23 protein-coding genes are annotated in these 23,641 nt (G+C 38.4%); 18 read left to right on the top strand and 5 right to left on the bottom strand.

Going from position 1 to position 23,641, the window contains the following annotated elements:
* Positions 1-28: 28 nt before the first annotated feature.
* The 3 genes from WDJ61_RS15290 (at position 29) to WDJ61_RS15280 (ending at position 2,802) form a co-directional block, all read left to right on the top strand.
* Entirely contained in the window at positions 29-1,459 is a 1,431-nt protein-coding gene (locus tag WDJ61_RS15290; RefSeq protein WP_338751211.1) for a SpaA isopeptide-forming pilin-related protein, read from the top strand.
* A gap of 62 nt (positions 1,460-1,521) precedes the next feature.
* Entirely contained in the window at positions 1,522-2,139 is a 618-nt protein-coding gene (locus tag WDJ61_RS15285; RefSeq protein WP_338751209.1) for a class A sortase, read from the top strand.
* Positions 2,140-2,223: 84 nt separating this feature from the next.
* Complete coding sequence (locus WDJ61_RS15280; RefSeq protein WP_338751208.1) at positions 2,224-2,802, top strand: PepSY domain-containing protein; 579 nt, start codon at positions 2,224-2,226, stop codon at positions 2,800-2,802.
* 149 nt (positions 2,803-2,951) lie between these two features.
* Here WDJ61_RS15280 and WDJ61_RS15275 read toward each other — a convergent pair whose 3' ends face one another.
* Positions 2,952-3,719: a hypothetical protein gene (locus tag WDJ61_RS15275; RefSeq protein WP_338751206.1), complete on the bottom strand. Its 768-nt coding sequence runs from the start codon at positions 3,717-3,719 to the stop codon at positions 2,952-2,954.
* Between the two features lie 132 nt (positions 3,720-3,851).
* On the bottom strand, positions 3,852-4,703 hold the full coding sequence (locus WDJ61_RS15270) for a DegV family protein (protein ID WP_338751204.1): 852 nt from the start codon (positions 4,701-4,703) through the stop codon (positions 3,852-3,854).
* A gap of 286 nt (positions 4,704-4,989) precedes the next feature.
* Here WDJ61_RS15270 and WDJ61_RS15265 point away from each other — a divergent pair, with 286 nt between their 5' ends.
* Both WDJ61_RS15265 and WDJ61_RS15260 read left to right on the top strand, forming a co-directional pair.
* Positions 4,990-5,373, top strand: a complete 384-nt coding sequence (locus tag WDJ61_RS15265) for a hypothetical protein (protein WP_338751202.1) — start codon at positions 4,990-4,992, stop codon at positions 5,371-5,373.
* A 36-nt stretch (positions 5,374-5,409) separates the two neighbouring features.
* On the top strand, positions 5,410-5,925 hold the full coding sequence (locus WDJ61_RS15260) for a branched-chain amino acid transport system II carrier protein (protein WP_338751200.1): 516 nt from the start codon (positions 5,410-5,412) through the stop codon (positions 5,923-5,925).
* On the opposite strand, the gene WDJ61_RS15255 is transcribed toward WDJ61_RS15260, so the two are convergent.
* Positions 5,917-6,333 carry a hypothetical protein gene (locus WDJ61_RS15255; protein ID WP_338751198.1) on the bottom strand — a complete coding sequence of 139 codons (417 nt, stop codon included), beginning with the start codon at positions 6,331-6,333 and terminating at the stop codon, positions 5,917-5,919. The two genes, WDJ61_RS15260 and WDJ61_RS15255, sit on opposite strands and share 9 nt — an antisense overlap.
* Positions 6,334-6,797: 464 nt before the next feature.
* Between WDJ61_RS15255 and WDJ61_RS15250 the strand changes: the two genes are divergently transcribed.
* The 4 genes from WDJ61_RS15250 to WDJ61_RS15235 all read left to right on the top strand — a co-directional run bounded on the left by WDJ61_RS15250 (position 6,798) and on the right by WDJ61_RS15235 (position 9,550).
* Entirely contained in the window at positions 6,798-7,205 is a 408-nt protein-coding gene (locus WDJ61_RS15250) for a DUF3139 domain-containing protein (protein ID WP_338751196.1), read from the top strand.
* A gap of 133 nt (positions 7,206-7,338) precedes the next feature.
* Positions 7,339-8,052 (top strand): SH3 domain-containing protein, encoded by a 714-nt coding sequence (locus WDJ61_RS15245; protein ID WP_338754818.1) that lies wholly within the window; start codon positions 7,339-7,341, stop codon positions 8,050-8,052.
* A gap of 92 nt (positions 8,053-8,144) precedes the next feature.
* Positions 8,145-8,819 carry a DNA alkylation repair protein gene (locus WDJ61_RS15240; protein WP_338751194.1) on the top strand — a complete coding sequence of 225 codons (675 nt, stop codon included), beginning with the start codon at positions 8,145-8,147 and terminating at the stop codon, positions 8,817-8,819.
* Positions 8,820-8,902: 83 nt separating this feature from the next.
* Positions 8,903-9,550, top strand: a complete 648-nt coding sequence (locus WDJ61_RS15235) for a YitT family protein (protein ID WP_338751192.1) — start codon at positions 8,903-8,905, stop codon at positions 9,548-9,550.
* A 79-nt stretch (positions 9,551-9,629) separates the two neighbouring features.
* Here WDJ61_RS15235 and WDJ61_RS15230 read toward each other — a convergent pair whose 3' ends face one another.
* Positions 9,630-11,024, bottom strand: coding sequence for a sigma-54 interaction domain-containing protein (locus WDJ61_RS15230; RefSeq protein ID WP_338751190.1), 1,395 nt, complete (start codon positions 11,022-11,024; stop codon positions 9,630-9,632).
* Between the two features lie 278 nt (positions 11,025-11,302).
* On the opposite strand from WDJ61_RS15230, the gene WDJ61_RS15225 reads away from it, so the two are divergent.
* The 5 genes from WDJ61_RS15225 (at position 11,303) to WDJ61_RS15205 (ending at position 17,813) form a co-directional block, all read left to right on the top strand.
* Positions 11,303-12,079 (top strand): glucose 1-dehydrogenase, encoded by a 777-nt coding sequence (locus tag WDJ61_RS15225; RefSeq protein ID WP_338751188.1) that lies wholly within the window; start codon positions 11,303-11,305, stop codon positions 12,077-12,079.
* Positions 12,080-12,108: 29 nt separating this feature from the next.
* A complete protein-coding gene (gene gcvPA, locus WDJ61_RS15220) occupies positions 12,109-13,497 on the top strand; it encodes an aminomethyl-transferring glycine dehydrogenase subunit GcvPA (RefSeq protein WP_338751186.1) in 1,389 nt (462 codons plus the stop codon).
* A 29-nt stretch (positions 13,498-13,526) separates the two neighbouring features.
* Complete coding sequence (gene gcvPB, locus WDJ61_RS15215; RefSeq protein ID WP_338751184.1) at positions 13,527-15,098, top strand: aminomethyl-transferring glycine dehydrogenase subunit GcvPB; 1,572 nt, start codon at positions 13,527-13,529, stop codon at positions 15,096-15,098.
* A gap of 189 nt (positions 15,099-15,287) precedes the next feature.
* On the top strand, positions 15,288-16,775 hold the full coding sequence (locus WDJ61_RS15210; protein ID WP_338751182.1) for an amino acid permease: 1,488 nt from the start codon (positions 15,288-15,290) through the stop codon (positions 16,773-16,775).
* An 852-nt stretch (positions 16,776-17,627) separates the two neighbouring features.
* Positions 17,628-17,813 (top strand): hypothetical protein, encoded by a 186-nt coding sequence (locus WDJ61_RS15205; RefSeq protein ID WP_338751180.1) that lies wholly within the window; start codon positions 17,628-17,630, stop codon positions 17,811-17,813.
* A gap of 183 nt (positions 17,814-17,996) precedes the next feature.
* On the opposite strand, the gene WDJ61_RS15200 is transcribed toward WDJ61_RS15205, so the two are convergent.
* Positions 17,997-18,215 carry a DUF3923 family protein gene (locus WDJ61_RS15200; RefSeq protein ID WP_338751178.1) on the bottom strand — a complete coding sequence of 73 codons (219 nt, stop codon included), beginning with the start codon at positions 18,213-18,215 and terminating at the stop codon, positions 17,997-17,999.
* A gap of 280 nt (positions 18,216-18,495) precedes the next feature.
* On the opposite strand from WDJ61_RS15200, the gene WDJ61_RS15195 reads away from it, so the two are divergent.
* From WDJ61_RS15195 to WDJ61_RS15180, 4 genes are all read left to right on the top strand, one after another.
* Entirely contained in the window at positions 18,496-18,822 is a 327-nt protein-coding gene (locus WDJ61_RS15195) for a nucleoside triphosphate pyrophosphohydrolase (RefSeq protein ID WP_338751176.1), read from the top strand.
* Positions 18,815-21,247, top strand: coding sequence for a DEAD/DEAH box helicase family protein (locus tag WDJ61_RS15190; RefSeq protein ID WP_338751174.1), 2,433 nt, complete (start codon positions 18,815-18,817; stop codon positions 21,245-21,247). Before WDJ61_RS15195 ends, WDJ61_RS15190 begins: the two co-directional genes overlap by 8 nt.
* Before the next feature lie 212 nt (positions 21,248-21,459).
* Complete coding sequence (locus WDJ61_RS15185) at positions 21,460-23,160, top strand: DUF262 domain-containing HNH endonuclease family protein (RefSeq protein WP_338751172.1); 1,701 nt, start codon at positions 21,460-21,462, stop codon at positions 23,158-23,160.
* A 95-nt stretch (positions 23,161-23,255) separates the two neighbouring features.
* Positions 23,256-23,576: a hypothetical protein gene (locus tag WDJ61_RS15180; RefSeq protein ID WP_338751170.1), complete on the top strand. Its 321-nt coding sequence runs from the start codon at positions 23,256-23,258 to the stop codon at positions 23,574-23,576.
* The last annotated feature ends 65 nt before the right edge of the window (positions 23,577-23,641 follow it).

The raw sequence follows: 23,641 nt of genomic DNA, 5'->3' as shown, positions 1-23,641 counted from the left end.
GAGAGAGAAAATAAAGGGAGGGATGAGAGTGAATGTTCGTATTCGTAAGACGATGCCAGCAATCATTGGATTTCTTTTTGGATTATGTATGATGATCAATGTCTTTCCACCGATGGCTTATGCTCAAAAAACAGCAGCGGATGTGGCAGATGTAGATCAAATAAGAATATTAGATGCAAGCGGACAGCCAAAGAATAGTTTTCATGAATATGAAGATGTGAAAATTGAAATAGAGTGGTCAACGAAATCAGCCATGAAGCCGAAAGACCAATTGACGATAGAACTGCCAAAGGAACTGCAAGCCTATAGCGAAAAGGCTCCAATGAAAGATGCTAATGGACAGTCCATTGGGCAGTGTGCCGTAAGTAAAACGACACTCACATGTACATATGATGAGGCTGTAAAAGGAAAAACAAACCTCAAGGGTTCTTTTTTTCTTCAAGCACAAATCAAAGGTATGAAAGAAAAAGAGATAAAGAAAAAGCTCGCGTTTCAAGTGAACGGTAAAACTCATCATGTACCTATCCATATCGTCGGTCATGATGTAAAGAAAGAGCCTGAAAAAACGAATTCAAAGATACAGTCGTCATCTTCAAAAACAAAAGGTGTTTTAAATGAAGATCCGAATGAAGAAGCACAAATTCAAATTGTTAAAGTAGACCAAGAAGATCAAAACCAAATATTACCAGGAGCACACTTTGATCTCCTGCAAGATGGGAAAGTCATTGATTCTTTAGTCACTGATGCTAACGGTAAAGCCGTATCTAAAAAGTTACCTGAAGGGACTTATACGTTGAAAGAAACGAAAGCACCAACAGGCTATCAATTACCAACGAAAACGATGGAAGTAAAGCTAGAGAATAAGAAAGACATGTTAATGGTTGTTCCAAATATGAAAGAGCTTGGTAGTTTGAAAGTCGTTAAGAAAGATAGTAAAACAGGTGCTTTATTAAAAGGAGCACAATTCCAGCTATATGATGAAGAGGGGCATATCGCTTCACAACCACAAACAACCGATCAAAACGGAGTGGCTCTTTTTGAGAATTTAGTCTCAGGGCAATATTCATTGAAAGAGACAAAAGCACCTGAAGGCTATAATAAATCCAATGTGGAAATTTCGGTCAAAATTGTTGCTGGAGAAATCACGCAGTTAGAAGTCAAAAATGAAAAACAAAATCTTGACCCACAACAACCAGGTTCGTCGCACGGAACAGGAGTCGGTATACCAGTGCAAAAGCCAGGCTCATCGCATGGAACAGGAGTTGGCATACCGGTGAAAAAACCAGATTCATCCACAGGAGCGACAAATAAGTCAAACGCATCAAGCAAAACAGTTGTTAATAAACAGAAAGCAAATAATAATTCTTCCAATAAGTTGCCTCAAACAGGAGATGCTGGTTCGATGGCACCGATCATTGGCGCGATCTTGATTTTGGCAGCGATTCGTTTGAAAATCTAAAAAATCATACATTCCCTCGTCAAGCAGCGAGGGAATTTTTTTCATAGAAAGGGGAAAAGAATATGCGAAAGTGGATCGTCGGTCTATTATTCACAGCAGGCATCATTTTATTGATTTCACCGTTGATTAAGTATCAGCTCATCGACTTTAGTGCCTCTAAAGTGTCTATGGATCAATATTCTGCCAAAGAGTTACAACAAAATAGTGAGAAGAAAGCCACTTTTGACTATGAAGCGATTACCCCGCCGACAATGACAAATGTGTTGACTTCGACAGTTAATCTGGATGACCCCGCTGTCATAGGAATTATTACTATACCCGATATTCACATCGAATTACCTATACTGAAAGGCACGACGAATGACAACTTACTCATCGGTGCGGCAACCATGCGGGAAGATCAACAAATGGGCCAAGGAAACTACCCGTTAGCTGGTCATCATACCCGCTCGGAAGAACAATTTTTCGGACGCGTGCCTGAGTTGAAAAAAGGTGCAGATATCTATTTAACAGATAAAAAAAATAAATATCATTACAAAGTGACCGAAAATAAAGTTATCTCGGAAACTGAAACGGACGTCATAAATGACACAACGGAAAATAAAATCACCCTTATCACCTGTGACGTTCCAACGAAAACAAACAAGCGCGTAATGGTGCAAGGGGTACTAGTTGAGTAATTCTCATCAAATTTTAATCTTTCTCTTGCTTTTCTTTAATGTCACTTATTTATGATGAAAGTAACAAAAAAGGAGGGGCACGAAATGAAAAAGAAACTTTGGACCATCGCATTAGCTGGAGCATTGAGTCTAGGAGGCATCACCCATGTAGCGGAAGCAGACACTCATAAGGGGAAAAACGCCGATGTCAAAATCACTCGTGACCAAGCGGAGAAAATTGCGTTGAAAAGCGTCAAAGGCAAAGTAACGGATGTTGATTTAGACAGCAAAAATAATCAGTGGATATACGAAGTGGAAATCCGAACAACAAAAGGTGAAAAAGAAGTGCATGTCGATGCACAAACAGGTAAAGTCTTGTCAAAGAAAGACCATGACCAGCAGCCAACGGATCAAGTAAAAATTACTCGCGACCAGGCCAAGAAAATTGCGTTGAAAAGTGTCAAAGGCAAAGTCACTGACATTGACCTAGAGAGCAAAAATGGCCAATGGGTGTATGAGGTGGAAGTCGCAACGACAAAAGGCGAAGTAGACATGTATATAAACGCACAAACAGGTGAAATTTCTTCTACCCAACACGAAGATGATCGATATAGAGACCAAGATGATGACGATGATCAATATGATGATCGAGATGACGACGATGATGATCATGAAGAGGATTGATCACTAAAAATAGAGGGAGCGAACTTTTAGTTTGCTCCCTTTGTGTTGCATGATTTGAAGGTGCTTTATTGCTGAATCAGTGAGTGGAATTACTGAATCTGCGTTGCTTATTCCTGAAATGGACCTCACTTTTCTAGACTTACACACCTTTATTCCTCACACCCCACTTCTTCTAAAAATTCAAAATGACGCTCGTCTAATAAACGATTGACGATTCCCCAGTAATAGCCAAATATGCGATCCATTTTCTTGCCGTTTTTTAACTTGCGAAATAGAATGCTCAAGGCTTCGCGACCGAGTTGGGCGCGATCTTCATCTGTATAGTGAAAATAAAATTTAGTGGATAGCTGCACGACGCGGTAGCACTCTTTGGTCATCGAAGGATCGTTCCAAATCGCTTTAGCATAAGAAATAAAAGATTCAGGTACATTTTTTAAACTACGTGTTTTTAAAGAGTAGTTAGTTTTTAAGAGAGTACTAGTTTTATGGGATGTCATTTGTTCAACAATTTTCTCTTGATGTGGTACGGGTTCCGACTGTTCGCTCGTTGTTTTGGGGGTGTCATTTATCCAGCGATTAAACACCCATAGATTACTTGATTGAGATTGGTCCTTTCTTTTTGTCGAATGTACGCTTAAAATGCCTAGCTTCACCGCTTTTCTTCTCATGCGGTGAAAGGTGGATTCGGAGACGGGGCTGAATTTGGCCTGAGCGGCTTTTAATAAAGTAGAAATTGAGGCGTTGATGACGCCAACAACTTTTGCGCAAAAACGCAGCAAGGTTTTCAAGCAAATCAGTTCACTTTTGGTAAAATCCCTTTTATGCTTAAATAAAAACGCTTCGATATGATGGTTGAATTCCTGCAAATCGCGAAACTGGCTGTATGATTGGAATTGAGTAATTTGACCTGAACGCATGTGAGACGCCCCCATTCTATGTATTCACCCTTTACATAGAAAAAAAGGACCGAAAAGGACACCTCATTTTAAAAAAGTTTGATATGAGGAAAACATCGCAAAAAAAGAGGATAGTCCATATAGGACATCCTCTTATTCATTCTCCCAAATGAGCGCCACCGTGCCTTCACCGGCGTGAACAGCGATGGTTGAGCTAATTTCACCGATGACAAATTTCATATTTGGAAACTCTTGTTCAAGCAGTTGCTGAAAATGCTGTGCTTTTTCAAGGACATTTCCGTGCATGATGCGGATTTCTTTGATTAGATATTTATTATACGCCTCTTTGACGATATCAATCACACGTTTAGTCGCTTTTTTCTCTGAGCGTACTTTTTCGCATAATTCAAATACTCCGTCAGTATTGACGCAAATAATCGGTTTGATTTGTAAAACGGTACCGAGCAAATATGAAGTGCCCGACATGCGGCCACCTTTGTAAAATTGCTCAAGGCTACCTAGTAACACTAAGTTTTGCGATTTGACCGTTTCTGCGTCTAGCTTCTCAGCGATCGTTTTCGGATCCATCTGCTCATCAGCATATGCCATTCCTTTATAAATCAACGAAGTAATTGCGTAGGACATTGATTTGGAATCGACCATATGAATGTCCAATCCAGCAAGCTCCGCACCAGCCTTAGAGGTCGCATATGTGCCGCTTAGTTTACTAGATACATGAACCGCTATGGCACATTCATACTCTTCTTTCAATTTTTCAAACAAACTAGCAAACACGCCCACAGGTGGCTGCGAAGTCTTCGGAATTTCCTTCTCCGCTTTAATTCTTTTATACAATTCATCTGTGGATAACGTCACTCCATCCTCAAATGCTTCCTCACCAAAAATAATGCTGAGAGGAACAACATAAACATCTGGATGATTACGCAACTTCTCCGTAACAAAGGTCGTACTATCTGTCACCCAAGCAATCTTCTTTTTTGTCATATCTTCATCCTTTTTCAGGCCATAAATTCCCCGAATATTGTAGTATTTTGTAAAGATAATTATACCTTGACCGTGGAGTGCCTGTCACTCCCCGAATTATGTCGATTCTGTTGACAAAATGGAGTTGTGGCAGAATTTTGATTTTTATCTGTTAGATGAGTTGAATTTTATGTTTAGTATAATATGTTTGAAGAACTGAAGGGAGGAACTTATGAAAAATAAAATTTGGATACTGAGTCTTATTTTTTCTTTGATCGGATTCATTTTGATAGAAAAAGTTTTTACGATGAGTCCTAATGTGATATCGGGAAATGGAAATGTTGCTATATTAGTCATCCCTTTGCTGTCGCCCATCTTTATTTTAAGTATCATCCTAACGTATAAAAGAATTAGGGAGATTTTCAGTAGTGTAGAGAATAAAAAATTCACTTCTATCTTTTTAACGGTTTCCGTGCTCCTTAGTGTACTTCTAATCTATCTAATCATTCATTATACCAACGATCTTATCTCTGCATTAGGAGGAACGCCAGCTAATCCGGAATCGAAAATTTATCGCTTTGGTTGGTTTAATCAATACACAAATAGTTTGTTTTTTAATGTGTATACTTATTTGTTTATTCATTTACTAAGTTCGATAATGGTGATTTTCACTATATCAAAAAAAGAATAATCCTTTCTGAGATGCAAAGATGAACAACAGTAAGCTTTGACGGGTTTGTCACCGTTATCATGGAGCGCGTATGATAGTACACGACTGGAGAGCTGTTTGTATCTTTGTCGATACTTACGGAATACGGGTGGTAACGCGAGCACAAACTCATCCCTATTTTTTTGGGACGAGTTTTTTCTATTTTTAATAATAAAAGGAGAGCTTCCCGATGAAAAAATTAGACACTTTATTATCACGAGTGTAGGCTTGTCTTTCGCCGTCTTGTTAGCTGTATTGCTTGTGAAAGACAGAGCACCGACGATCAGCAACTGTGTATATTCGGTCTTCAGCAAAGTTTTCATGTTTGGTGTGTGTTTATCGATTGGTCCGTTTCTTGGCATCCCGAGAAATGCGAACGTTGCTTATGAAATAGGCGTGAAATCATTCTTAAATGAAGCAGGAAACCCAGCGTTGACATTATTTATCTATCCATTTGTTTTCTTTGCCCTTGTGTATGGGATCAGCTTAGACCCTTCGAAAAGTGATAGGGAAAAGCGTACACTCTTATTTTAGTAAAATTTCTTTTAATCGTGTTGAATTTTCTTGGTCTAATGCGCCAACGTATTCTTTATCATGATCAATAATCGTTGCTCTGTTATCATCTTGTTGATGAAACGAGATGGAATATTCAACTAATCTCTCAGGCTCATTTTCATTATATCTCAAAAACAAAGTGGCCTTTACATCTTCCTTTCTCGGCATTTGAACGCTATCATCCTCATCCCACTTGATCTTTTGAAATATTTCTCGCAGTTCCTCAACACTTTCATCTTCTGTAATCATTTCTGAGGGGCCTTCCTTATCTGTGATTTCCACATCTACCCTTGATAAGTAATCTAAGTCTGTTTCATCTTTATTGCATCCAAATAACAACGAGATCGATAGGGACAAGCAGGCAAAGGAACGTATTAATTTACTCATGTGAACCACCTCCTTATTTTTGTGAGAAAGTAATAGTCTTTTTCTCTATTTTACCACATTAACTAAATTTTTACTGTCGATTTTTATTTGGTTAAAAAATATCAAAAATATGGATATTATTTAACTTATAGTGTAAAATTACACTATAAATATTTTTTAATAATGAATTAAACAACGCCTTCACTCATACGCTATACGCAACGAAAAATAGCAGTAAAGATGTGTGGAAAGTGTACAAAAATTCGCGGAAATATAAATAGAAGTGCCTTCCATTTCACGGATTGGTGTTGGCTTGATCTGCAAAGGGTCGTATAAAAAACTGTAACTTGCTATTTCAGAAGGTTGCTGTTTTTTTATACTTATTTGCTAAGTTCATTGTCATAAATTGTGGAATCAAATTCAAAAAGCTAACCAATAAGAGCAAGTGAGTTGGATCTCAAGAAGATGCGAAAGGTGGTGTAACAATGAATAAGAAATTAGTGGGGATTTTAGTCATAATGGGTATTGTCATCGCTAGTCCTTTTATTTTTTTGTACCTACTTAGTAACGGAAATCCTTATACAAAATATATAGCTAATAAGTATGTTCCTGAATATTTAGAAGACAAGGGATATACAACAGACGAAATAGAAGAAGCGCATTACGTAGAACCAAAACATCTAATAAATAAAGATTTTTATCATGGACATTATATGGTTATTTTTAAAGATGAGCCTGATACAACGTATTATTATGGGATTACTAAAAGAGGTAAACATGTTAAACAATTTTGTGAGAAAGATAGGCTACTGGAGAATGGGGTTACCGATATAATTGAAAATGAAACAAAACATAGTGAAAAAAGTTGTGTGAGCTACTTTGAAAATAGATGAGGTGCCTGTCACTCCCCGACTTTTGTCGATTTTTATTCGTTTGGAATAAATAATCAAAATATTGAAAAGTATCACTACTGCTAGTAAAATTCCATATATAGGTAGTTTAAATCTGTTGAGGGGGTAGGCAGTGATGAAATGTAAGTGGATGAAAGTGGTGTTGTCGTTTGTTCTGGTGATGTCTTTCTTTACTTTTGTTGCATCCAAACAGCCTGAAGCAGCAAAGTCGAAAGTCGGTACGGTGGATATTTCAAGTGGTTATTTGAATGTCCGCAGTTCTCCAAGTACGAAAGGGAAAGTCATAGGTAAGTTAAAACGATCAGAAAAGGTCAATGTGTATTCAGAGAAGTCCGGCTGGGCAGAAATCCGCTACAAAAGTCAAAAAGGCTATGTCTCACTAGATTATTTAAGATTTTACAATTCGATCCCACTGGCCACGGTAAAAACTGTTGTCCAACAGGCTAGAGCATTACAAGATCAATTAACGGAAAAAGTGTATACGAAAAAGCAGATTTACTCGATCTTATCTCAAAGATTTACGACACCATTTATCGATGCGTTCTTTGCTGAACATACGAGAAAAAGTGAAAAGGACCGCTATGGCAATCAACTTTACGAGACGGGCGGAACAGACACATATGGATACTTTCTTGAAGATGTTGACTGGTCAAGTAAATATAAGCCGAAATATATATACTATACAAAAGCTGGAAAGCAGTATTTAGAAGTCTCGCAATTCTACGAAGCCAATGAATTAAATGATGCGTTTACCCATACAATCTACGCAACGAAAAACACTAGTAAGGATTCCTGGAAAGTATATAAAAATTCGAGGGAGTATAAATAAGTTTAGAGAAGCTAGGGAGTGCCTGTCATCCCTGGCTTTTGTTATATAATAGGGGAGAACGGTATTATTACTCAGTGAAAGGACATACTCTAATGGAAACATCATACATACAACCACTAATCACCCGCATGCAAGCCCAAGAAAATAAAGCACGAGCAGAAAAAATGTCGGCGTATATGAAAGATCAGTTTGCCTTTCTAGGTATCCCTGCTCCAGAACGTACGAATATTTTTAAAGAGTTTCTCAAGGAGCATGGGAAGCCGACAGTGGAGGAGCCGCCAGGCATTATTCGTGCGCTTTGGGCAATGCCTGAGAGGGAATATCAATATGTCGCAATGGCTTTTTTAGAAAAGTCATTGCGACAGCTTACTCCTGAGCATTTACCTTTATTAGAAGAAATCGCTTTATCGAAGTCTTGGTGGGATACGATTGATTTGATTGCTTCTAAGTTTATTGGTCATATTTTGAGCAACTTTCCAGATGAACGAGCGGCTTGGGTGTCACGTTGGAATGAATCGGGCAATATGTGGCTCAATCGAATCGGTATTTTGTTTCAATTAAAATATAAGGAACATACAGATGTTCAAGTACTTCAGTCCATCATTCTCAATCACTCGGAACAGAAGGAATTTTTCATCCAAAAGGCAATTGGGTGGGCGCTTAGAGAATATGCCAAAACAAACCCTCCATTCGTTATTCAATTTGTCGAGCAACATTCATTGTCCTCACTAAGTAAAAGGGAAGCATTAAAAAATCTCTTAAAATAATGAGGTGTATATGCTAAAGTGGATGAGGACACTATTTCGGAATACTAAATAAAGTGGTATTCTGATAGAAATGGAGGGTGCGTATGCGCCGAGAATATCGTTTGCGATGGACCTTTTTTATACTAGGTTTGATCGTGCTTTCATTTGGCATCTCTTTAACGATTAAGGGAAAAGTGCTAGGAATCGGACCGTGGGACGTTTTTCACTACGGTTTATATAAGCAGTTCGGATTAACGATCGGTACTTGGTCGATCCTTGTCGGTATGATCATTATTATCGCCACATGGATTGGAACAAAGACCCCACCGAAAATTGGGGCGATTGCCAATATGCTTCTACTTGGGATTTTCATCGATCTCTTTAACGCCGTGTTGCCAGCGCCTGAGATGCTTTTCGTTCAGATAATGTTCTTTATCGTCGGCGTTCTTATTTTAGGGTTTGGCATCAGTCTATATGTATCTGCTAATCTTGGAGCGGGGCCGCGCGATAGCTTAATGCTGTTAATCGTAGAGAAAACGGGCTGGAGCATTACCCTTGTTAGAAATGGCATGGAGATCACCGTCTTCATCTTAGGCTGGTTGTTAGGGGGACCGGTTGGTATCGGTACGATTTTTATCGCTTTATTTTTGGGAAAAATCATTCAAGTGACTTTGCCGCCATGTCAAAAATGGCTCAAGCAGCTGATTGAAAAAGAAGAACCATTTTCTATGCTAGAAAAAGACATCTTGTAGGGATACAGGATGTCTTTTTGTTGGAATTATACATAACTGTACGTGAAATGATGATGATTAATTCCCTAAAACGTACATCTTATCTAGCAGGTAAAGTGATTTTAAATTTATCTATTTTTCGATAGATTGTTCTGACACTGACCCCTAAATCTTCAGCCACTAATTTTTTGCCTTCATGGTCATAACCATATTGGTTAAGCTTTTGGGTAATAATTTCTTTTTCCATATCTGTGAAGGGGTCTTGTTTTTTTTGTGTATGATTTGTTCTCTGCAAAAAAGCAGGTAGTGAGGAAGCAGTTAATTGTGTGCTTTTTTCCATGTTCATACTATACTCAATGACGTTTTCTAACTCTCGGATATTCCCTGGCCAGTGATGTTGTTTCAGCCTTTTTAAAAATTCCTTATCGAAAGCTTGAATAAATTTCCCTGTTCGTGTTTGTAATTTCTCCATTAAGATAGGGATTAGTTCGGCAATATCTTCTTTTCTTTCTCGTAGAGGCGGTAAATGGATAGGAATCACATTCAGCCGGTAATAAAGATCTGAACGAAACAGTTTTGATTCCATTAGCTTTTCCAATGATTGATTAGCAGCAGCAATGATCCTCACATTTACTTTTTTAGAAAGTGTTCCGCCAATTCTTTGTACGATACCGTCCTGCAGTACCTTTAAAAGTTTTGGCTGCATTTGTATGGGGAGGTCAGCAATCTCGTCTAAAAAAAGGGTTCCTCTGTCTGCTAGTTCAAAATATCCTTGTTTCCCCTTTTTTCTTGCCCCTGTAAACGCTCCTTCTTCATAACCAAATAATTCACTTTCAAACAAAGATTCTGGAATACTGGCACAGTTTATTTCGATGAAGTCCCCTTTTTGAAACATGCTTTGCTCATGAATAAGCTTTGCGAGTAAGCTTTTTCCTGTTCCCGTTTCCCCTGTAATGACGATAGAGGAGGTACTGTTAGCAAGTTTTTTTATAAGTTCTTTTAAGTTTTTTAATGTATGAGTGTTGCCAAGGATATAGTTGGTTTTCTCGTGCTCCTTTTTTAATTCCGGTCTAAAAGCCCCGCATTCATTCAATATGTTGATGATGATGTCGCTTAATTGTGACATCCAGTAGCTATACTCCTTTTGGCGCTCCATCAACATGGTTTGACCATCTGGAGAAAAGCTTACGAATACAAGGTATCCGTACTGATTTCCAGCTTGTACAATATTTTGCACAATTTCTACCGTGGACGGGCAGTTTTTTTGGAAATGACAGCCTTGACACATTTTCATATGTCCTGGTTTTTGTAAAAAGCTGATAGGGTGCTCATACAGTTTTTTGAAAAATGGCAAATGAACTCTCTTTCCTTTTCTTTTCTTATACTCTTCTGTTGATGCAATCAACACGCCTTCATGATCAAAAAAAGCGATTTCAATTTGCAAAAGTTCTGCAAACGTATAAATAACTTTGGAAATCGAGTTGATTGGTGACAATAGAGACCCCCCTCTTGGTTTTAAGTTATTTTCTACATTTTAGAAATCCAGTTAACTTAAGAAAAAGTAGTAAATAGTTTGTTTCTGCCACCAGTTTTAATTGCTATATTTTCTCGATTATAATTTTGAATATTAAAAATTGTCAATATATTTTCATTTTTGTCATTTTTGTCAAAAAAATAGTTGATGAATCTTTTAAACCATTGATTTTAACACTCTAGTAAGTTGGCACGCTTATTGCAATATAGTTTAGCAACAACAGTAAAGGAGGATGTTATATGGCACTGGATTATTTTCAACTAAAGGATAAAGTCTCGGTGGTGACAGGAGCAGCATCCGGGATTGGTTATGCGACGGCCGAACTACTAGCGGAAGTGGGCGCTACAGTTATTCTACTTGATATTAACGAAGAAAATGGGGCTCAAGCGGCACAATATTTACGCGAAAAAGACTTTAAAGCGGAATTCTTAAAGTGTGATGTGACAAGCAAAGCGGATTGTGAAAGGGTTAGCCAGCATATCGAAAAAACCTATAAACATGTCGATGTTCTTTTCAATAACGCAGGGATTATCAGAAGAAAAACGGTGGTCGAGTTAGAGGAAGCCGAGTGGGATTCAGTCATTGATGTTTCGTTAAAAGGTGTCTATCTTCTATCCAAATATTTAATTCCAATTATGAGTAGTGAACGCGGTGGAAGTATTATTAATACCGGTTCCGGCTGGGGATTAAAAGGTGGAGATAAGGCTGCAGCTTATTGTGCTGCGAAAGCGGGTGTTGTCAATTTGACAAAAGCGATGGCTATCGATCATGGTCCGCAAAATATCCGTGTGAATTGCATCTGCCCGGGTGATACCGATACACCATTATTACGAGATGAAGCGAAGCAATTAGAAGTGGAAGAGGGAGCATTCTTGAAAGGTTCAGCAACAGATCGTCCACTAGCACGAATTGGTACTCCGCGCGATATCGCAAAAGGGGTTTTATTCTTAGCCTGTGATCTATCCGCTTGGGTAACAGGAACAGAGCTCGTTGTTGACGGAGGCGGTTTAGCATAATTAAGAAAAATTTTTTAGGAGGTATTACTATGATAAATAAGGTGCATCCTTACATACCTAATATGGTACCTAAGGTGAAAGAGGAAATGTTAAAAGAAATTGGTGCTCAGTCTACTATGGAGCTGTACTCTTGTATTCCCGAGGAGCTTCATTTGAAAGAAGAAATGAATATCCCTGAAGCATTAACAGAATATGGTCTGCGTCGTCATATTGAAGAATTGTTAAATAAGAATATTAGTGCGAATGAATATTTGAATTTTCTAGGAGCCGGATGCTGGCAACATTTTGTACCTGCTGTTTGTGATGAAGTGAATCAAAGGTCAGAGTTTTTAACGGCGTATGCCGGAGAACCTTATGAAGATCATGGCCGGTATCAGGCGTTGTTTGAGTATCAAAGTTTGTTAGCTGAACTTGTAGATATGGATGTTGTCAATGTGCCTACATTTGACTGGGGACAAGCAGCGGCCACATCGATTCGAATGGCTGCTCGTATCACCGGAAGAAAGCAAGTGCTGATGGCCAATACTGTTTCACCAGAAAGAGCAAAAATTATCAGCAATTACGGTTCCCCAGACCTAGAGTTTGTTTTTTTAGATCATGATACCGATACAGGTCAACTAGATTTAGAAGATTTGAAGAATAAAATATCCGCTGATACAGCAGCGATCTATTTTGAAAACCCTTCTTATCTAGGTTTTATTGAGTCTCAAGGCAATGAAATCTCTGAAATCGCCAAGAAACATGGAGTGCTTGTTGTTGTTGGGGTAGACCCTATTTCATTAGGCGTAATGAAACCGCCAAGTCAATATGGTGCAGATATTGTTTGTGGAGATCTCCAGCCGCTCGGCATGCATATGAATTACAGCGGAGGACAAGCGGGATTCATCGCAACAAGAGATGAAGAAAAATTTGTGAATGAATACCCTTCCCGTCTGTTTGGTATCGTGCCAACAGTGAAAGAAGGAGAGTACGGATTTGGTGATGTAGCTTATAATCGGACATCTTTCGCTTTACGGGAAAAAGGGAAAGAATCTGTGGGAACTCAAACAGCATTATGGGGAATTACAGCAGGGGTGTATCTGTCCTTGCTTGGTCCAAATGGAATGTATGAGTTAGGGCAAACCATTATGCAAAATAGTCAATACGCTGTCAAGCAGCTGAATAAAATTAAAGGGTTAAAAGGCTCTCGATTAAGTTCACCTTTCTTTAAAGAATTCATCGTCGATTTTAACGATACTGGCCTTTCAGTCGCCGAGGTTAATAAGAAATTGCTAGAGAAAAAGATTTTTGGAGGGAAAGATCTTTCTAAGGAATTCCCAGCATTCGGTCAATCTGCTCTGTACTGTGTAACAGAAGTTCATACAAAGGATGACCTTGATCGATTGATCACATCTCTACAAGAAATAGTAACGAACTAAATCACGTAAGGAGAAAGGAGATTGGGAACATGGAAAAGATCCAGAGAAAAAGCAAAGTAAGAGATTTTCACCAAGCAAAATGGAATGAACCGATTATTTTTGAACTTCATCAACAAGGGGAAAGAGGCGTTGAGATTCCCTTATCAGATAAACTCGTCATATCAGAAGTTGGCGATGGAGTTTCCGCAATTCCAAATGATATGTTGAGAAACGAAAAACCAAAACTTCCAGAGATCGGCCAGGCGCGTGTACTTAGACATTATGTACGTTTATCACAAGAAACATTAGGGTCAGATTTCAATGTCGAAATTGGCCAAGGAACGTGTACGATGAAATATATCCCAAAGGTTAACGAACTATTAATTCGGAATCCGAAAATGATGGCATTGCATCCGCTCCAAGATGAAAGCACCGTTCAAGGGATGCTTGAAATTATTTATAAGCTTGATTTATGTATGAGGGAAATTTCCGGAATGGATCATTTTTCATTCCAGCCGAGTGGCGGCACTCAAGCTTTGTTTGCCATGGCATCGATTGCAAGAAAGTATCATGAATCCCGTGGTGAAGGAGATCAGCGTGATGAAATTATTACAACTATTTTCTCGCATCCTTCACAAGCTGCAACAGCAGTAGTCAAAGGATTCAAGGTGATCACATTGCATCCAGATGAAGATGGATTCCCGAATATTGAAAAATTGAAAGCGGTCGTTTCAGAACGGACAGCAGGATTCGTTGTTGCCAATCCGGAAGATACTGGCATCTATAATCCGAAAATTAAAGAATTTACCGATATTGTTCATGAAGCAGGAGGCATTTGTTATTACGATCAAGCGAATGCCAATGGTCTTCTAGGGATTACTCGTGCAAAAGAAGCAGGGTTTGATATGTGCTTCTTTAACCTCCATAAAACATTTGCCGCTCCGCATATGTGTGGAGGTCCGGCAACAGGTGCTCTTGGAGTTGTTGAAAAACTAAAAGAATACTTGCCTGCACCAATTGTAGAATTTGATGGGGAAAAATACTATCTGAATGAGGATCTTGAACATTCCATTGGGAAAGTACGTGCATTCCACGGAGTCGCGCAAACTGTCTTAAGATCGTATGCTTGGATTCGCGCGCTAGGTCCAGATGGTTTAAAAGAAGTAGCACAAACGGCCGTTCTCAATAACAACTATTTGTATCATAAAATCCAAAAGATTCGCGGGGCAAGCGCTCCTTATGTAAAAGGACAGCGTCTTGAGCAGGTGCGCTATAGCTGGGAGCAGATGACAGCTGAAACAGGTGTGACAACTGAGGACGTGCAAAGAAGAATGACGGACTTCGGTCTTCATTATTGGACGAGTCATCATCCATACATCGTGCCACAGCCATTTACACTTGAACCAACGGAAAGCTACTCAAAAGCCGATTTGGATGAGTATATTGCAGCTCTTGAGCAAATTTCAAAGGAAGCTTATGAAAATCCAGAGATTGTTCAAAATGCTCCATATAATAGTACAATCCACAAATTGGATGAGAGAGATTTTCTTGATAACCCAGAAAAGTGGTGCATTACATGGAGATCGTATCAAAAGAAAGTAAAACAACCAGAGCGGATTTAACTTCGGAAGGGCAATCAAGTTCAAACTTGATTGCCTCTCTATCCTGTATTTTTGTTAACTAATAGCAGAAAATCGTGTTTGCAGACATGCAAAGTCTTATGGAAGCGTTTTCTTTGGGGTAGTTCTAAATCTTTTACTACATTTCAATCATTCTTTTGTAAAAAAATCATTGAGAAGGAGGGGAACTCTATGAGCAATTTAGAAACGAAATCAAATATGGAAAAAACTCCTGTCATCACAGGAGGCAAGCTAGAGCGTGGATTACGATCTCGTCATATAACGATGATTGCCATTGGAGGTGCAATCGGAACGGGATTATTTGTTGCAAGTGGTGCAACAATCAGTCAAGCTGGGCCAGGAGGGGCATTTATTGCTTATCTTGCTATCGGCTGCATGGTCTATTTTTTGATGACAAGCCTTGGTGAGATGGCAACATACCTTCCTGTTTCAGGTTCGTTTGAAACATATGGAACTCGTTTTGTCGATCCGGCCTTCGGATTCACTCTCGGATGGAATTATTGGTTAAGTTGGTCCACTACGATCCCAGCGGAATTAGCAGCCGGAGCGTTAGTGATGAAATATTGGCTGCCAGGATCTTCGGATATTCTGTGGGGAGGTATTTTTTTAGCATTAATATTCCTTTTAAATGTTCTTTCAGTTAAAGGATATGGGGAAGCTGAATTTTGGTTCGCTGGAATTAAAGTGATCACGATTATTGTCTTTTTGATTGTTGGAGTGGCGATGATTTTCGGTATATTTACCAGTCCAGCGGTAGGGTTTGAAAATTTCACAAAAGGGGAAGCGCCTTTCAAAGGTGGATTTCTCGCCATAGTGGGGATTTTCATGATTGCGGGCTTCTCTTTCCAAGGAACGGAGATGGTAGGTATTGCCTCCGGAGAAAGTGAAGATCCTGAACGCAATGTTCCTCGGGCGATTCGCAGTGTTTTTTGGAGAGTGTTGATCTTCTATGTATTTTCTATCATTGTTATAGGGCTGATTATTCCTTATACAGATCCTAACCTTCTTAAATCAGATGTGGATAATATCACCATAAGTCCATTTACACTAGTATTCCAAAAAGCTGGTCTTGCTTTCGCTGCCTCGCTAATGAATGCCGTTATTTTAACATCTGTTCTCTCAGCTTGTAACTCTGCTACGTATGCATCTACCCGAATGCTTTGGGCTCTTTCACAATCAGGAAAGGCTCCTAAATTCCTTCGTAAAGTGAATTCAAAGGGCGTGCCTATTTATGCTCTTTACGCAAATATTATTTTTGGATTAGTTGTTTTCTTATCTTCCTTTATTGGAGATGGAGTGGTGTATTTATGGCTACTTAATATGACAGGCTTAACCGGGTTTTTAACTTGGGTGGGAATTGCAATCTGTCATTATAGATTCCGCAAAGCCTATATTGCGCAAGGAAGAGATCTTAACGAGTTAAAGTTTAAAGCAAAATGGTACCCATTCGGCCCTTTATTAACGCTAGTATTATGTTCGATCGTGATCATAGGCCAAGGCAGTGATGTGATTTCAGGAGATACGATCAATTGGTATGGCATGCTAGTTTCGTATATTAGTTTACCTGTGTTTATTATTCTATGGCTCGGTTATAAGATTATTAAAAAGACAAAAGTTGTACCATTGAAAGAGTGTGACTTTAGTCGAGATGAGTTATAATACATTACTTTGTTTTTGAAGGTTGATTGGAGTAAAGGGAGGGCGCCTTCGCGACTGATTATAGGTCGGAGGCGCCTGGTTTTTTGGCTTTTCCGCCTGATTGGTGGTGAATGGTGCCCGATTGTGAGTCATCCACGCCCGATAAGTTCTTTTTGGCGCCTGATCTACTTCGCGAGCAGGAAAGATTTCGGAGTACAGAGAAAAAGTTGAGGCGTCTCGCGACTAATTATTTGTCAGGGGCGCCTGATTTTTTTGTTTTTCTGCCCGATTGAAGATGAATGGCGGCTGATTGTACCCCATCCCCGCCTGATTATTTCTTTCTCCTGATCAATCCGACAAGCAAGCAAAATGAAAAAGACCATCTCATTAGGGATATGAGACAGTCTCGCAAATGAATAATTATTTTTCAATGTCATCAAGCATTAAGGTGGCTGCTTTCACGTCGCCAGCTGTATTCTAGATGGCATCATCTACTTTATGAATGTTTCCGGATTTCACAGCGTTTAAGTTTTTGAATAGTGGGTCATTGATCCATTCTTTTGGATTGTGAAATGGTTGATCCCCCACTATTTGGCATGCCTATGTGTATTTCTCATGGAAAAGGAAGATACATTACATAAAAATATAGCTAACATATAACTTATGAAAAAAGACATCTTGTAGCGATTAAGATATCTTCTTATAGAAGATTTACCTTCTTCTATTCTTTTTTGCTAAGTTCATGGCCATTCGCTGAGGGATTAAATTCAATAGACTCACCAATACCAACATAAACCTCCTACTGCTGTTCCAAGTAAGATATATAAGGCAAAAGAGTATACAAAAAGCGATCTGGTCGCTAGTGAGGACTATGTGTTTGAAATCAAGCAAAGTATCGTGTTTAATGATCAACTAAGTAAGGAAGATATGGAACAGCTCATTTCAAATGAAACAAAATATAATTTGCAACTATTGGATGAAGAGAAGCTACCTGTAAGAGAATGGGTAGATGTACAATCCTTTTATGACTCGCATCGAGCGGATTTAACAAATAACTAGGTGAAAACAGGCATTCACGGACCTTTACAACCTCTGCATGCTAAATCGATGCAGAGGTTGTTTTATTGAGGCTTTTTCGGTTCTGAAGAGAGAATGCGGAAAAAAGTGCCGTTTAGGCGTTCAATCAGTTGTGATTCCTGGCACTTGATTTAACATTAACGATTTAAATAACTATTAATTGAATTATCGCGTTGTATTTTTTCTAACAAAATAAAGAAAAACCAGTTGAATTAGAGCAACAATTATAAATACAATACCCAAAACAGCGAATGATATCATTCTTATTTCAGGAGTTTGAACTACCCCCGCACCATCCACTTCTCTTACCCCAATAAATATGGCTCCAACAGCAAAAATAAATAGCCACACAATATTTATAAACCACCATGTTCTCATTTTCATAATAAACACCTCCTCTCTCAGAAAACTATCAAATCTAATTATATTTCAATGAAAACATAATAATTCCAAATTATCCATACACAGTAATAACAGTAATCTAATTACAAGTGGTTCACTAGTGTAAAAGACCTAGTGATCCCTTACGATTTCATAAAATTTGTCGATAAGTAAAATGAGTGGAAATATAACGAAAAAATCCAATAGAATCCAGAGGTTGTCTATTTTTTAAATCACCCTTTCTGGTAAAATATTAGAAAAAGCTAAAAAAGGAGTCGTTTCTATGCCTACCTACAACAAACTCGTCCGAGACCGCATCCCAGAAATCATCGAAAAAGACGGTAAATCTTTAGAAACTCGCATTCTAAACGAACAAGAATACTATGAAGAAGTCCGTAAAAAAATGAACGAAGAACTTATGGAATATGAAGCTGCCGCTAACGACGAAGAGGCACTGGAAGAGCTGGCTGATCTGCTGGAACTCATCCACGCAGCAGCTACGATTCACGGGGCTGATTATGACCAGCTTGAAGCGATCCGTCAACGTAAAGCGGAAAAGCGCGGCGGATTTAATGAGCGGATTTTTTTGATTGAGGTGAAGGATGACTAAGCTGCAATTAATCACCAAAAACTTGGTGGACACGATTAACACATTAACAGAAGAAGCAGAAGAAATTTATATACTCACTTCTTTTGTGATGAAATCTGGTGTGAAAAAGATTCTTCCTTCATTAAAGAAGGCAGCTTTGCGTGGGGCAGAAATTAAGATTGGCACTGGTGACTATTTACATATTACTCAGCCAGATGCACTTCAGCTTCTTGTGGATGAACTTCCTGAAGCAGAAGTTCGCATGTGGAAAAGTGGAGGGAAATCCTTTCATCCGAAAGCTTATTTGTTTCGGACAAATGGATTAGGTCATTTAATTGTTGGCTCATCGAATTTGTCAGCCTCTGCTTTAACGAGCGGGATAGAGTGGAATCTTCATGCCCCGCCAGCTGTGGATAAAGATATTTTTGAAAAGGGACTCGAAGAATTTGAAGGGATTTTCCATCATGAATATACAATCCCTGTGAATAAGGAAACGATCAAGCAATATCGGGAAAGCTATGATCAGTTCCATCGTGAGCAATCTGTCGTTAAACATTGGACAGAAGCCGAAGAAACGGAAATGATATTTGCGGAACCTGCTGATCAGGCAGAGATCGTAAGTGAGCCAACAGAACCATACATAGTTAGTAAAGAAACGTTATATCCAAGACCAGCTCAAAAAGAAGCGCTAGACGCACTGGAAAACACGCTTGAAGAAGAATATGATCGTGCACTTGTTGTGATGGCAACAGGTCTTGGGAAAACATATCTCGCGGCTTTCTTTGCTCGCAAATTTAAACGAATCCTATTTATTGCTCATCAAAAAGAGCTATTAACACAAGCGAAAAAATCATTCCAGCATGTGATGCCAGAAAGAACGGCTGGGATCTTAAATGCGGACTATAAAGAGAAAGATGTGGATATGTTATTTGCTTCTGTGTTTACTCTTGGAATGAAGCATCATTTAGAAAGCTTTGCTCCAACTGATTTTGACTTAATTATTATTGATGAATTTCACCATGCTGCTACTAATTCGTATCAAACGATTCTCGACTATTTTCAGCCGGAATTTCTGCTTGGGGTTACAGCGACACCAGATCGAATGGACAATAAAGATGTGTACAGCATTTGTGATGGTAATACAGCTTATCGAATCCATTTCATTGAGGCGATTCAGAAAAACTGGCTCGCTCCTTTCGTCTATTATGGAGTGTATGATGATACCGATTATTCTGCACTCACTTGGCTTGGCACAAGATATGACGAAGAACAATTATTGCAAGTCCAATTAAAAGAAGAAATGGCTGAAAAGATTGAAACCGCTTGGAAGAAATATCGTCAAACAAAAACGATTGGCTTCTGCTCATCGATTCGTCAGGCGGAATTTTTAAGCCAGTATTTTAACCAAAAAGGCTGGAAAACGATTGCTCTTCATTCGCAAACAAAGAGTTATTCTCGTCAGGACGCTATAAAAGCCCTTGATTCAGGGGAGCTAGACATCATTTTTACGGTGGATCTATTTAATGAAGGGATTGATATTCCTTCAGTGGATACATTGCTATTTGCTCGTCCGACACAATCATTGACGATATTCACTCAACAAATTGGCCGTGGTCTTCGAGTAGCGGACGGAAAAAGTCATTGTGTGATCATTGATTTAATCGGTAACTATCGCAATGCCGATATTAAACTACAAGTCTTTGACGGTGACCCTGACAATAAGAAGAAAAAGAAAGGGATCATCCCAACTGTTCCAGAAAATTGTCACATTGAATTTGACTTAGAAGCAGTAGAGTTATTAAAGGAAATGACCCGCAAAAAGAATCCGAGAAAAGATCAATTGCTGTATGCTTACGAAGAGTTAAAACTAGAGTTGGGCAGACGACCGTCTTATCTCGAATTTCACTTGAAAGCCCATGCCGACAGCAAAGCAATAAAAGAGTTTTACGGTTCTTACTCAGGTTTTCTTCATGCAATCCAAGAAATGACGGAACAAGAAGAACAAGTCTACTTGAAGCATGAAAGCTGGTTCCAAGAAGTTGAACGAACAAGCATGACAAAAAGCTATAAAATGGTTGTCCTAAGTTACATGCTTTCCAAAGGAGCAAACAAATGGCTTGAATCGATTACACCAGAGGAAGTAGCACCATTTTTTCATGACTACTTAACGTCAAAGGAATATAGAAAGCGAATCGACTTCTCCGACAAACAAAGCCGAGAGCTTGAACAATACGAGGAGAAAAAAGTCGCTACTTTAATCGATAATATGCCGATGACGAAGTGGAGCGGATCTTCAAAAGGCATGATTACATTTAAAAACAACCAGTTTCAAGTGCATATTGAAGTTGAAAAAGAGCATGAGCAAATCTTATTCAAATGGACGAAAGAGATTTGTGAATATCGGTTGCATTGGCATTTTGAGAGGAAAGATCGTGTGAAGGTTTAAAAATAATTGATGTTAAATTAGGTGATGCCCCGCGAATGATTTAGTCGATGCCTTTGTTCTGGCGCTAACGGCTTCTATAGGAAAAAAAAGACTTTATTTCCTACCGAAAGCCCCTCAAACAGATGAAAAAGGCATTAAAATGGAGATCATTTATAGTATGATAGAAACAAGTTAGCTTATGAGTGGTGGGCGTAGGAGGTTTAATCGATTAAATGATTGATACAAAAATTGCAGCAAAAGAGATACTATTCAAAGATTTATTTGGTTCAAAATTCGCTTTCAAAATCCCTGGATATCAACGACAATATTCTTGGGAAAAAGACCAACAAAATCAGCTATTTGAGGATATTCAAGAGGCGCTCACATACAAAGAAGAGAGTTATTTTCTAGGGAGCGTTATTTTACAAGTGATTTCTCAAAAAAGCGATGAAAGTGGCGTTTATGATGTAGTAGATGGTCAACAGCGTTTAACGACTTTGACCATTTTAACAGCAGTTATGCGCGATTTAGTGACGGATTCGCGTGCAAAGGTTACGTTGCAATCAAAGATTTATCAGGAAGCAGATCCGTATGAAGATAAATCAGAAACAGTTCGCCTTCGTGTAAGAGACCGAGATTTTGCTTTTTTTAAGAAATATATTTTAGAACAAGATGGAACAACACTTTCTATTGGTGAGACAGATTTGACTGAATCACAAGAAAGAATGATTGAAGCAATCGAACTATTCCGTGACAAGTTTTATGATAATGGCCTATTAAAAGAAGAGTTTCTTAAAAAAATGATTCAATTTGTTTTAAATAAGTGTATGTTTGTTTATGTAAAAACAGGTACGTTTACATCGGCCTTTCGTTTATTTTCTATTTTAAATGACCGTGGTATGCCATTAACGAATGCCGATTTATTAAAAAGTACAAACTTAGGGGCAATCAATGAATCAGAACGTCCACATTATCAAAATTTGTGGGAGTCTATGGAAGAAGAGCTTGGACGAGAAGAATTAGAGAAATTACTTGGCTTTATTCGTTTGATTTTTGTAAAAGAAAAAGCGAGAAAAACGATTCAAGAAGAATACACAGAAAAGGTTTTTGATAAACATCCTGAATTTAAAGGTCAAAAATTTATCGAGTATTTACTCCGCTTTGCTAATATTTATCGAGAGAAGATTTTGAATGCGGACATTCAAACTACTGATAAGGAAATTGCGGCCAAGTACTATGGATTATTGACTTTGATGCGCGATTTTATCCCATTTTCTGATTGGATTCCAGTCTTCATCAGCTTCTATCAAAAGTTTTCCAATGATGTTGAAGCTTATTCTTTTTTGAAGGTTTTAGAACGGAAAAATGTAGTTAGCTGGGTGAGAGGAATTACACCTACTGCGAGAGTTATAGAAACAGTTAAAATGATTCAAGTCATTGAACAAGCTGAAATGGTGGAGCAAGTGTATCAAGCTGATATTTTCCAAACAGATCTCGATCAAGAGGCGTTTGCGTATAACATTCATTCTAACGAGTTATATAAGAAAAAATACGCTAAATACTTGCTGCTTCGTTTAGATATGGCCCTTAGTGAAAACATAAACGTTAAAAAGTCTTACACAGGCGTTATCAGTGTGGAACATATTTTACCGCAAAAGCCATCAGATAATAGTGATTGGAAGAAAGGTTTCACGGAAGAACAACGAAAAATATGGACGCATCGCTTAGGCAACTTAGTCTTATTAAGTCGTAAAAAGAACGCTTCTGCTAATAACAGAGAGTTTAAAATTAAATTAGAGAAATATTTTTCTAATGGAATCACAGACTTTGAATTAACAAAGGAATTGAAAAATTATCAACAATGGACAATTGAAGAGTGTCAAACTCGTCATCAACAACTAGTTGATCAATTAATTCAATTATATTTTGTGTAAGACGTTTCAATATCTATTCGCCATCCTATTGGGTGGCTTTTTCTATATTTCTAATCCTTTATAATTGGTATAATAAAGTAAAAAAAGGAGTTATTATGCAAATATACAGTCTGTCTTCATTTATTTTTGCTTTAATTGGTGCGATGTTTGTTGAGTTGTCGTTAGTGCTTGAGAATTTTGTGGAGTATGTGTTTGCGATTGGGTTGTTGTTTTTGAGTGGTGGAATTTTGGTAAGTGTTGGTGCGGTGAGGAATAGAGAGACAGGGTGGCTGAAGTGGGGGGCCGTGGTGATTTTCTTTTTGATCTTGCTACTTGTTGTGCTGCTTGCACCGTTTCATTTTGTCAGATTGTTAGTTTGGGTGAAGAATTGGCCGATTTTTGAGATGATGGAGCGGATGTTTGCGGGGCAGAGTTGAGGCTTGTTTTGTAGTTCTTGTCCGATATTTCAGAAAAAACTTAATTTTAATTAAAAGGTTGTTTC

The organism is Bacillus sp. FJAT-52991 (assembly GCF_037201805.1).
GTDB lineage: Bacteria > Bacillota > Bacilli > Bacillales > Domibacillaceae > Bacillus_CE > Bacillus_CE kandeliae.
This window is presented reverse-complemented; position numbering and strand designations above follow the sequence as displayed.

Coding starts and splice junctions, on each gene's coding strand:
- WDJ61_RS15195 (WP_338751176.1), top strand. CDS start 18,496: ATGCCTACCTACAACAAACTCGTCCGAGACCGCATCCCAGAAATCATC.
- gcvPB (WP_338751184.1), top strand. CDS start 13,527: ATGGAAAAGATCCAGAGAAAAAGCAAAGTAAGAGATTTTCACCAAGCA.
- gcvPA (WP_338751186.1), top strand. CDS start 12,109: ATGATAAATAAGGTGCATCCTTACATACCTAATATGGTACCTAAGGTG.
- WDJ61_RS15240 (WP_338751194.1), top strand. CDS start 8,145: ATGGAAACATCATACATACAACCACTAATCACCCGCATGCAAGCCCAA.
- WDJ61_RS15180 (WP_338751170.1), top strand. CDS start 23,256: ATGCAAATATACAGTCTGTCTTCATTTATTTTTGCTTTAATTGGTGCG.
- WDJ61_RS15285 (WP_338751209.1), top strand. CDS start 1,522: ATGCGAAAGTGGATCGTCGGTCTATTATTCACAGCAGGCATCATTTTA.
- WDJ61_RS15280 (WP_338751208.1), top strand. CDS start 2,224: ATGAAAAAGAAACTTTGGACCATCGCATTAGCTGGAGCATTGAGTCTA.
- WDJ61_RS15250 (WP_338751196.1), top strand. CDS start 6,798: ATGAATAAGAAATTAGTGGGGATTTTAGTCATAATGGGTATTGTCATC.
- WDJ61_RS15185 (WP_338751172.1), top strand. CDS start 21,460: ATGATTGATACAAAAATTGCAGCAAAAGAGATACTATTCAAAGATTTA.
- WDJ61_RS15235 (WP_338751192.1), top strand. CDS start 8,903: ATGCGCCGAGAATATCGTTTGCGATGGACCTTTTTTATACTAGGTTTG.
- WDJ61_RS15210 (WP_338751182.1), top strand. CDS start 15,288: ATGAGCAATTTAGAAACGAAATCAAATATGGAAAAAACTCCTGTCATC.
- WDJ61_RS15275 (WP_338751206.1), bottom strand. CDS start 3,719: ATGCGTTCAGGTCAAATTACTCAATTCCAATCATACAGCCAGTTTCGC.
- WDJ61_RS15190 (WP_338751174.1), top strand. CDS start 18,815: ATGACTAAGCTGCAATTAATCACCAAAAACTTGGTGGACACGATTAAC.
- WDJ61_RS15200 (WP_338751178.1), bottom strand. CDS start 18,215: ATGAAAATGAGAACATGGTGGTTTATAAATATTGTGTGGCTATTTATT.
- WDJ61_RS15245 (WP_338754818.1), top strand. CDS start 7,339: ATGAAATGTAAGTGGATGAAAGTGGTGTTGTCGTTTGTTCTGGTGATG.
- WDJ61_RS15270 (WP_338751204.1), bottom strand. CDS start 4,703: ATGACAAAAAAGAAGATTGCTTGGGTGACAGATAGTACGACCTTTGTT.
- WDJ61_RS15255 (WP_338751198.1), bottom strand. CDS start 6,333: ATGAGTAAATTAATACGTTCCTTTGCCTGCTTGTCCCTATCGATCTCG.
- WDJ61_RS15225 (WP_338751188.1), top strand. CDS start 11,303: ATGGCACTGGATTATTTTCAACTAAAGGATAAAGTCTCGGTGGTGACA.
- WDJ61_RS15265 (WP_338751202.1), top strand. CDS start 4,990: ATGAGTCCTAATGTGATATCGGGAAATGGAAATGTTGCTATATTAGTC.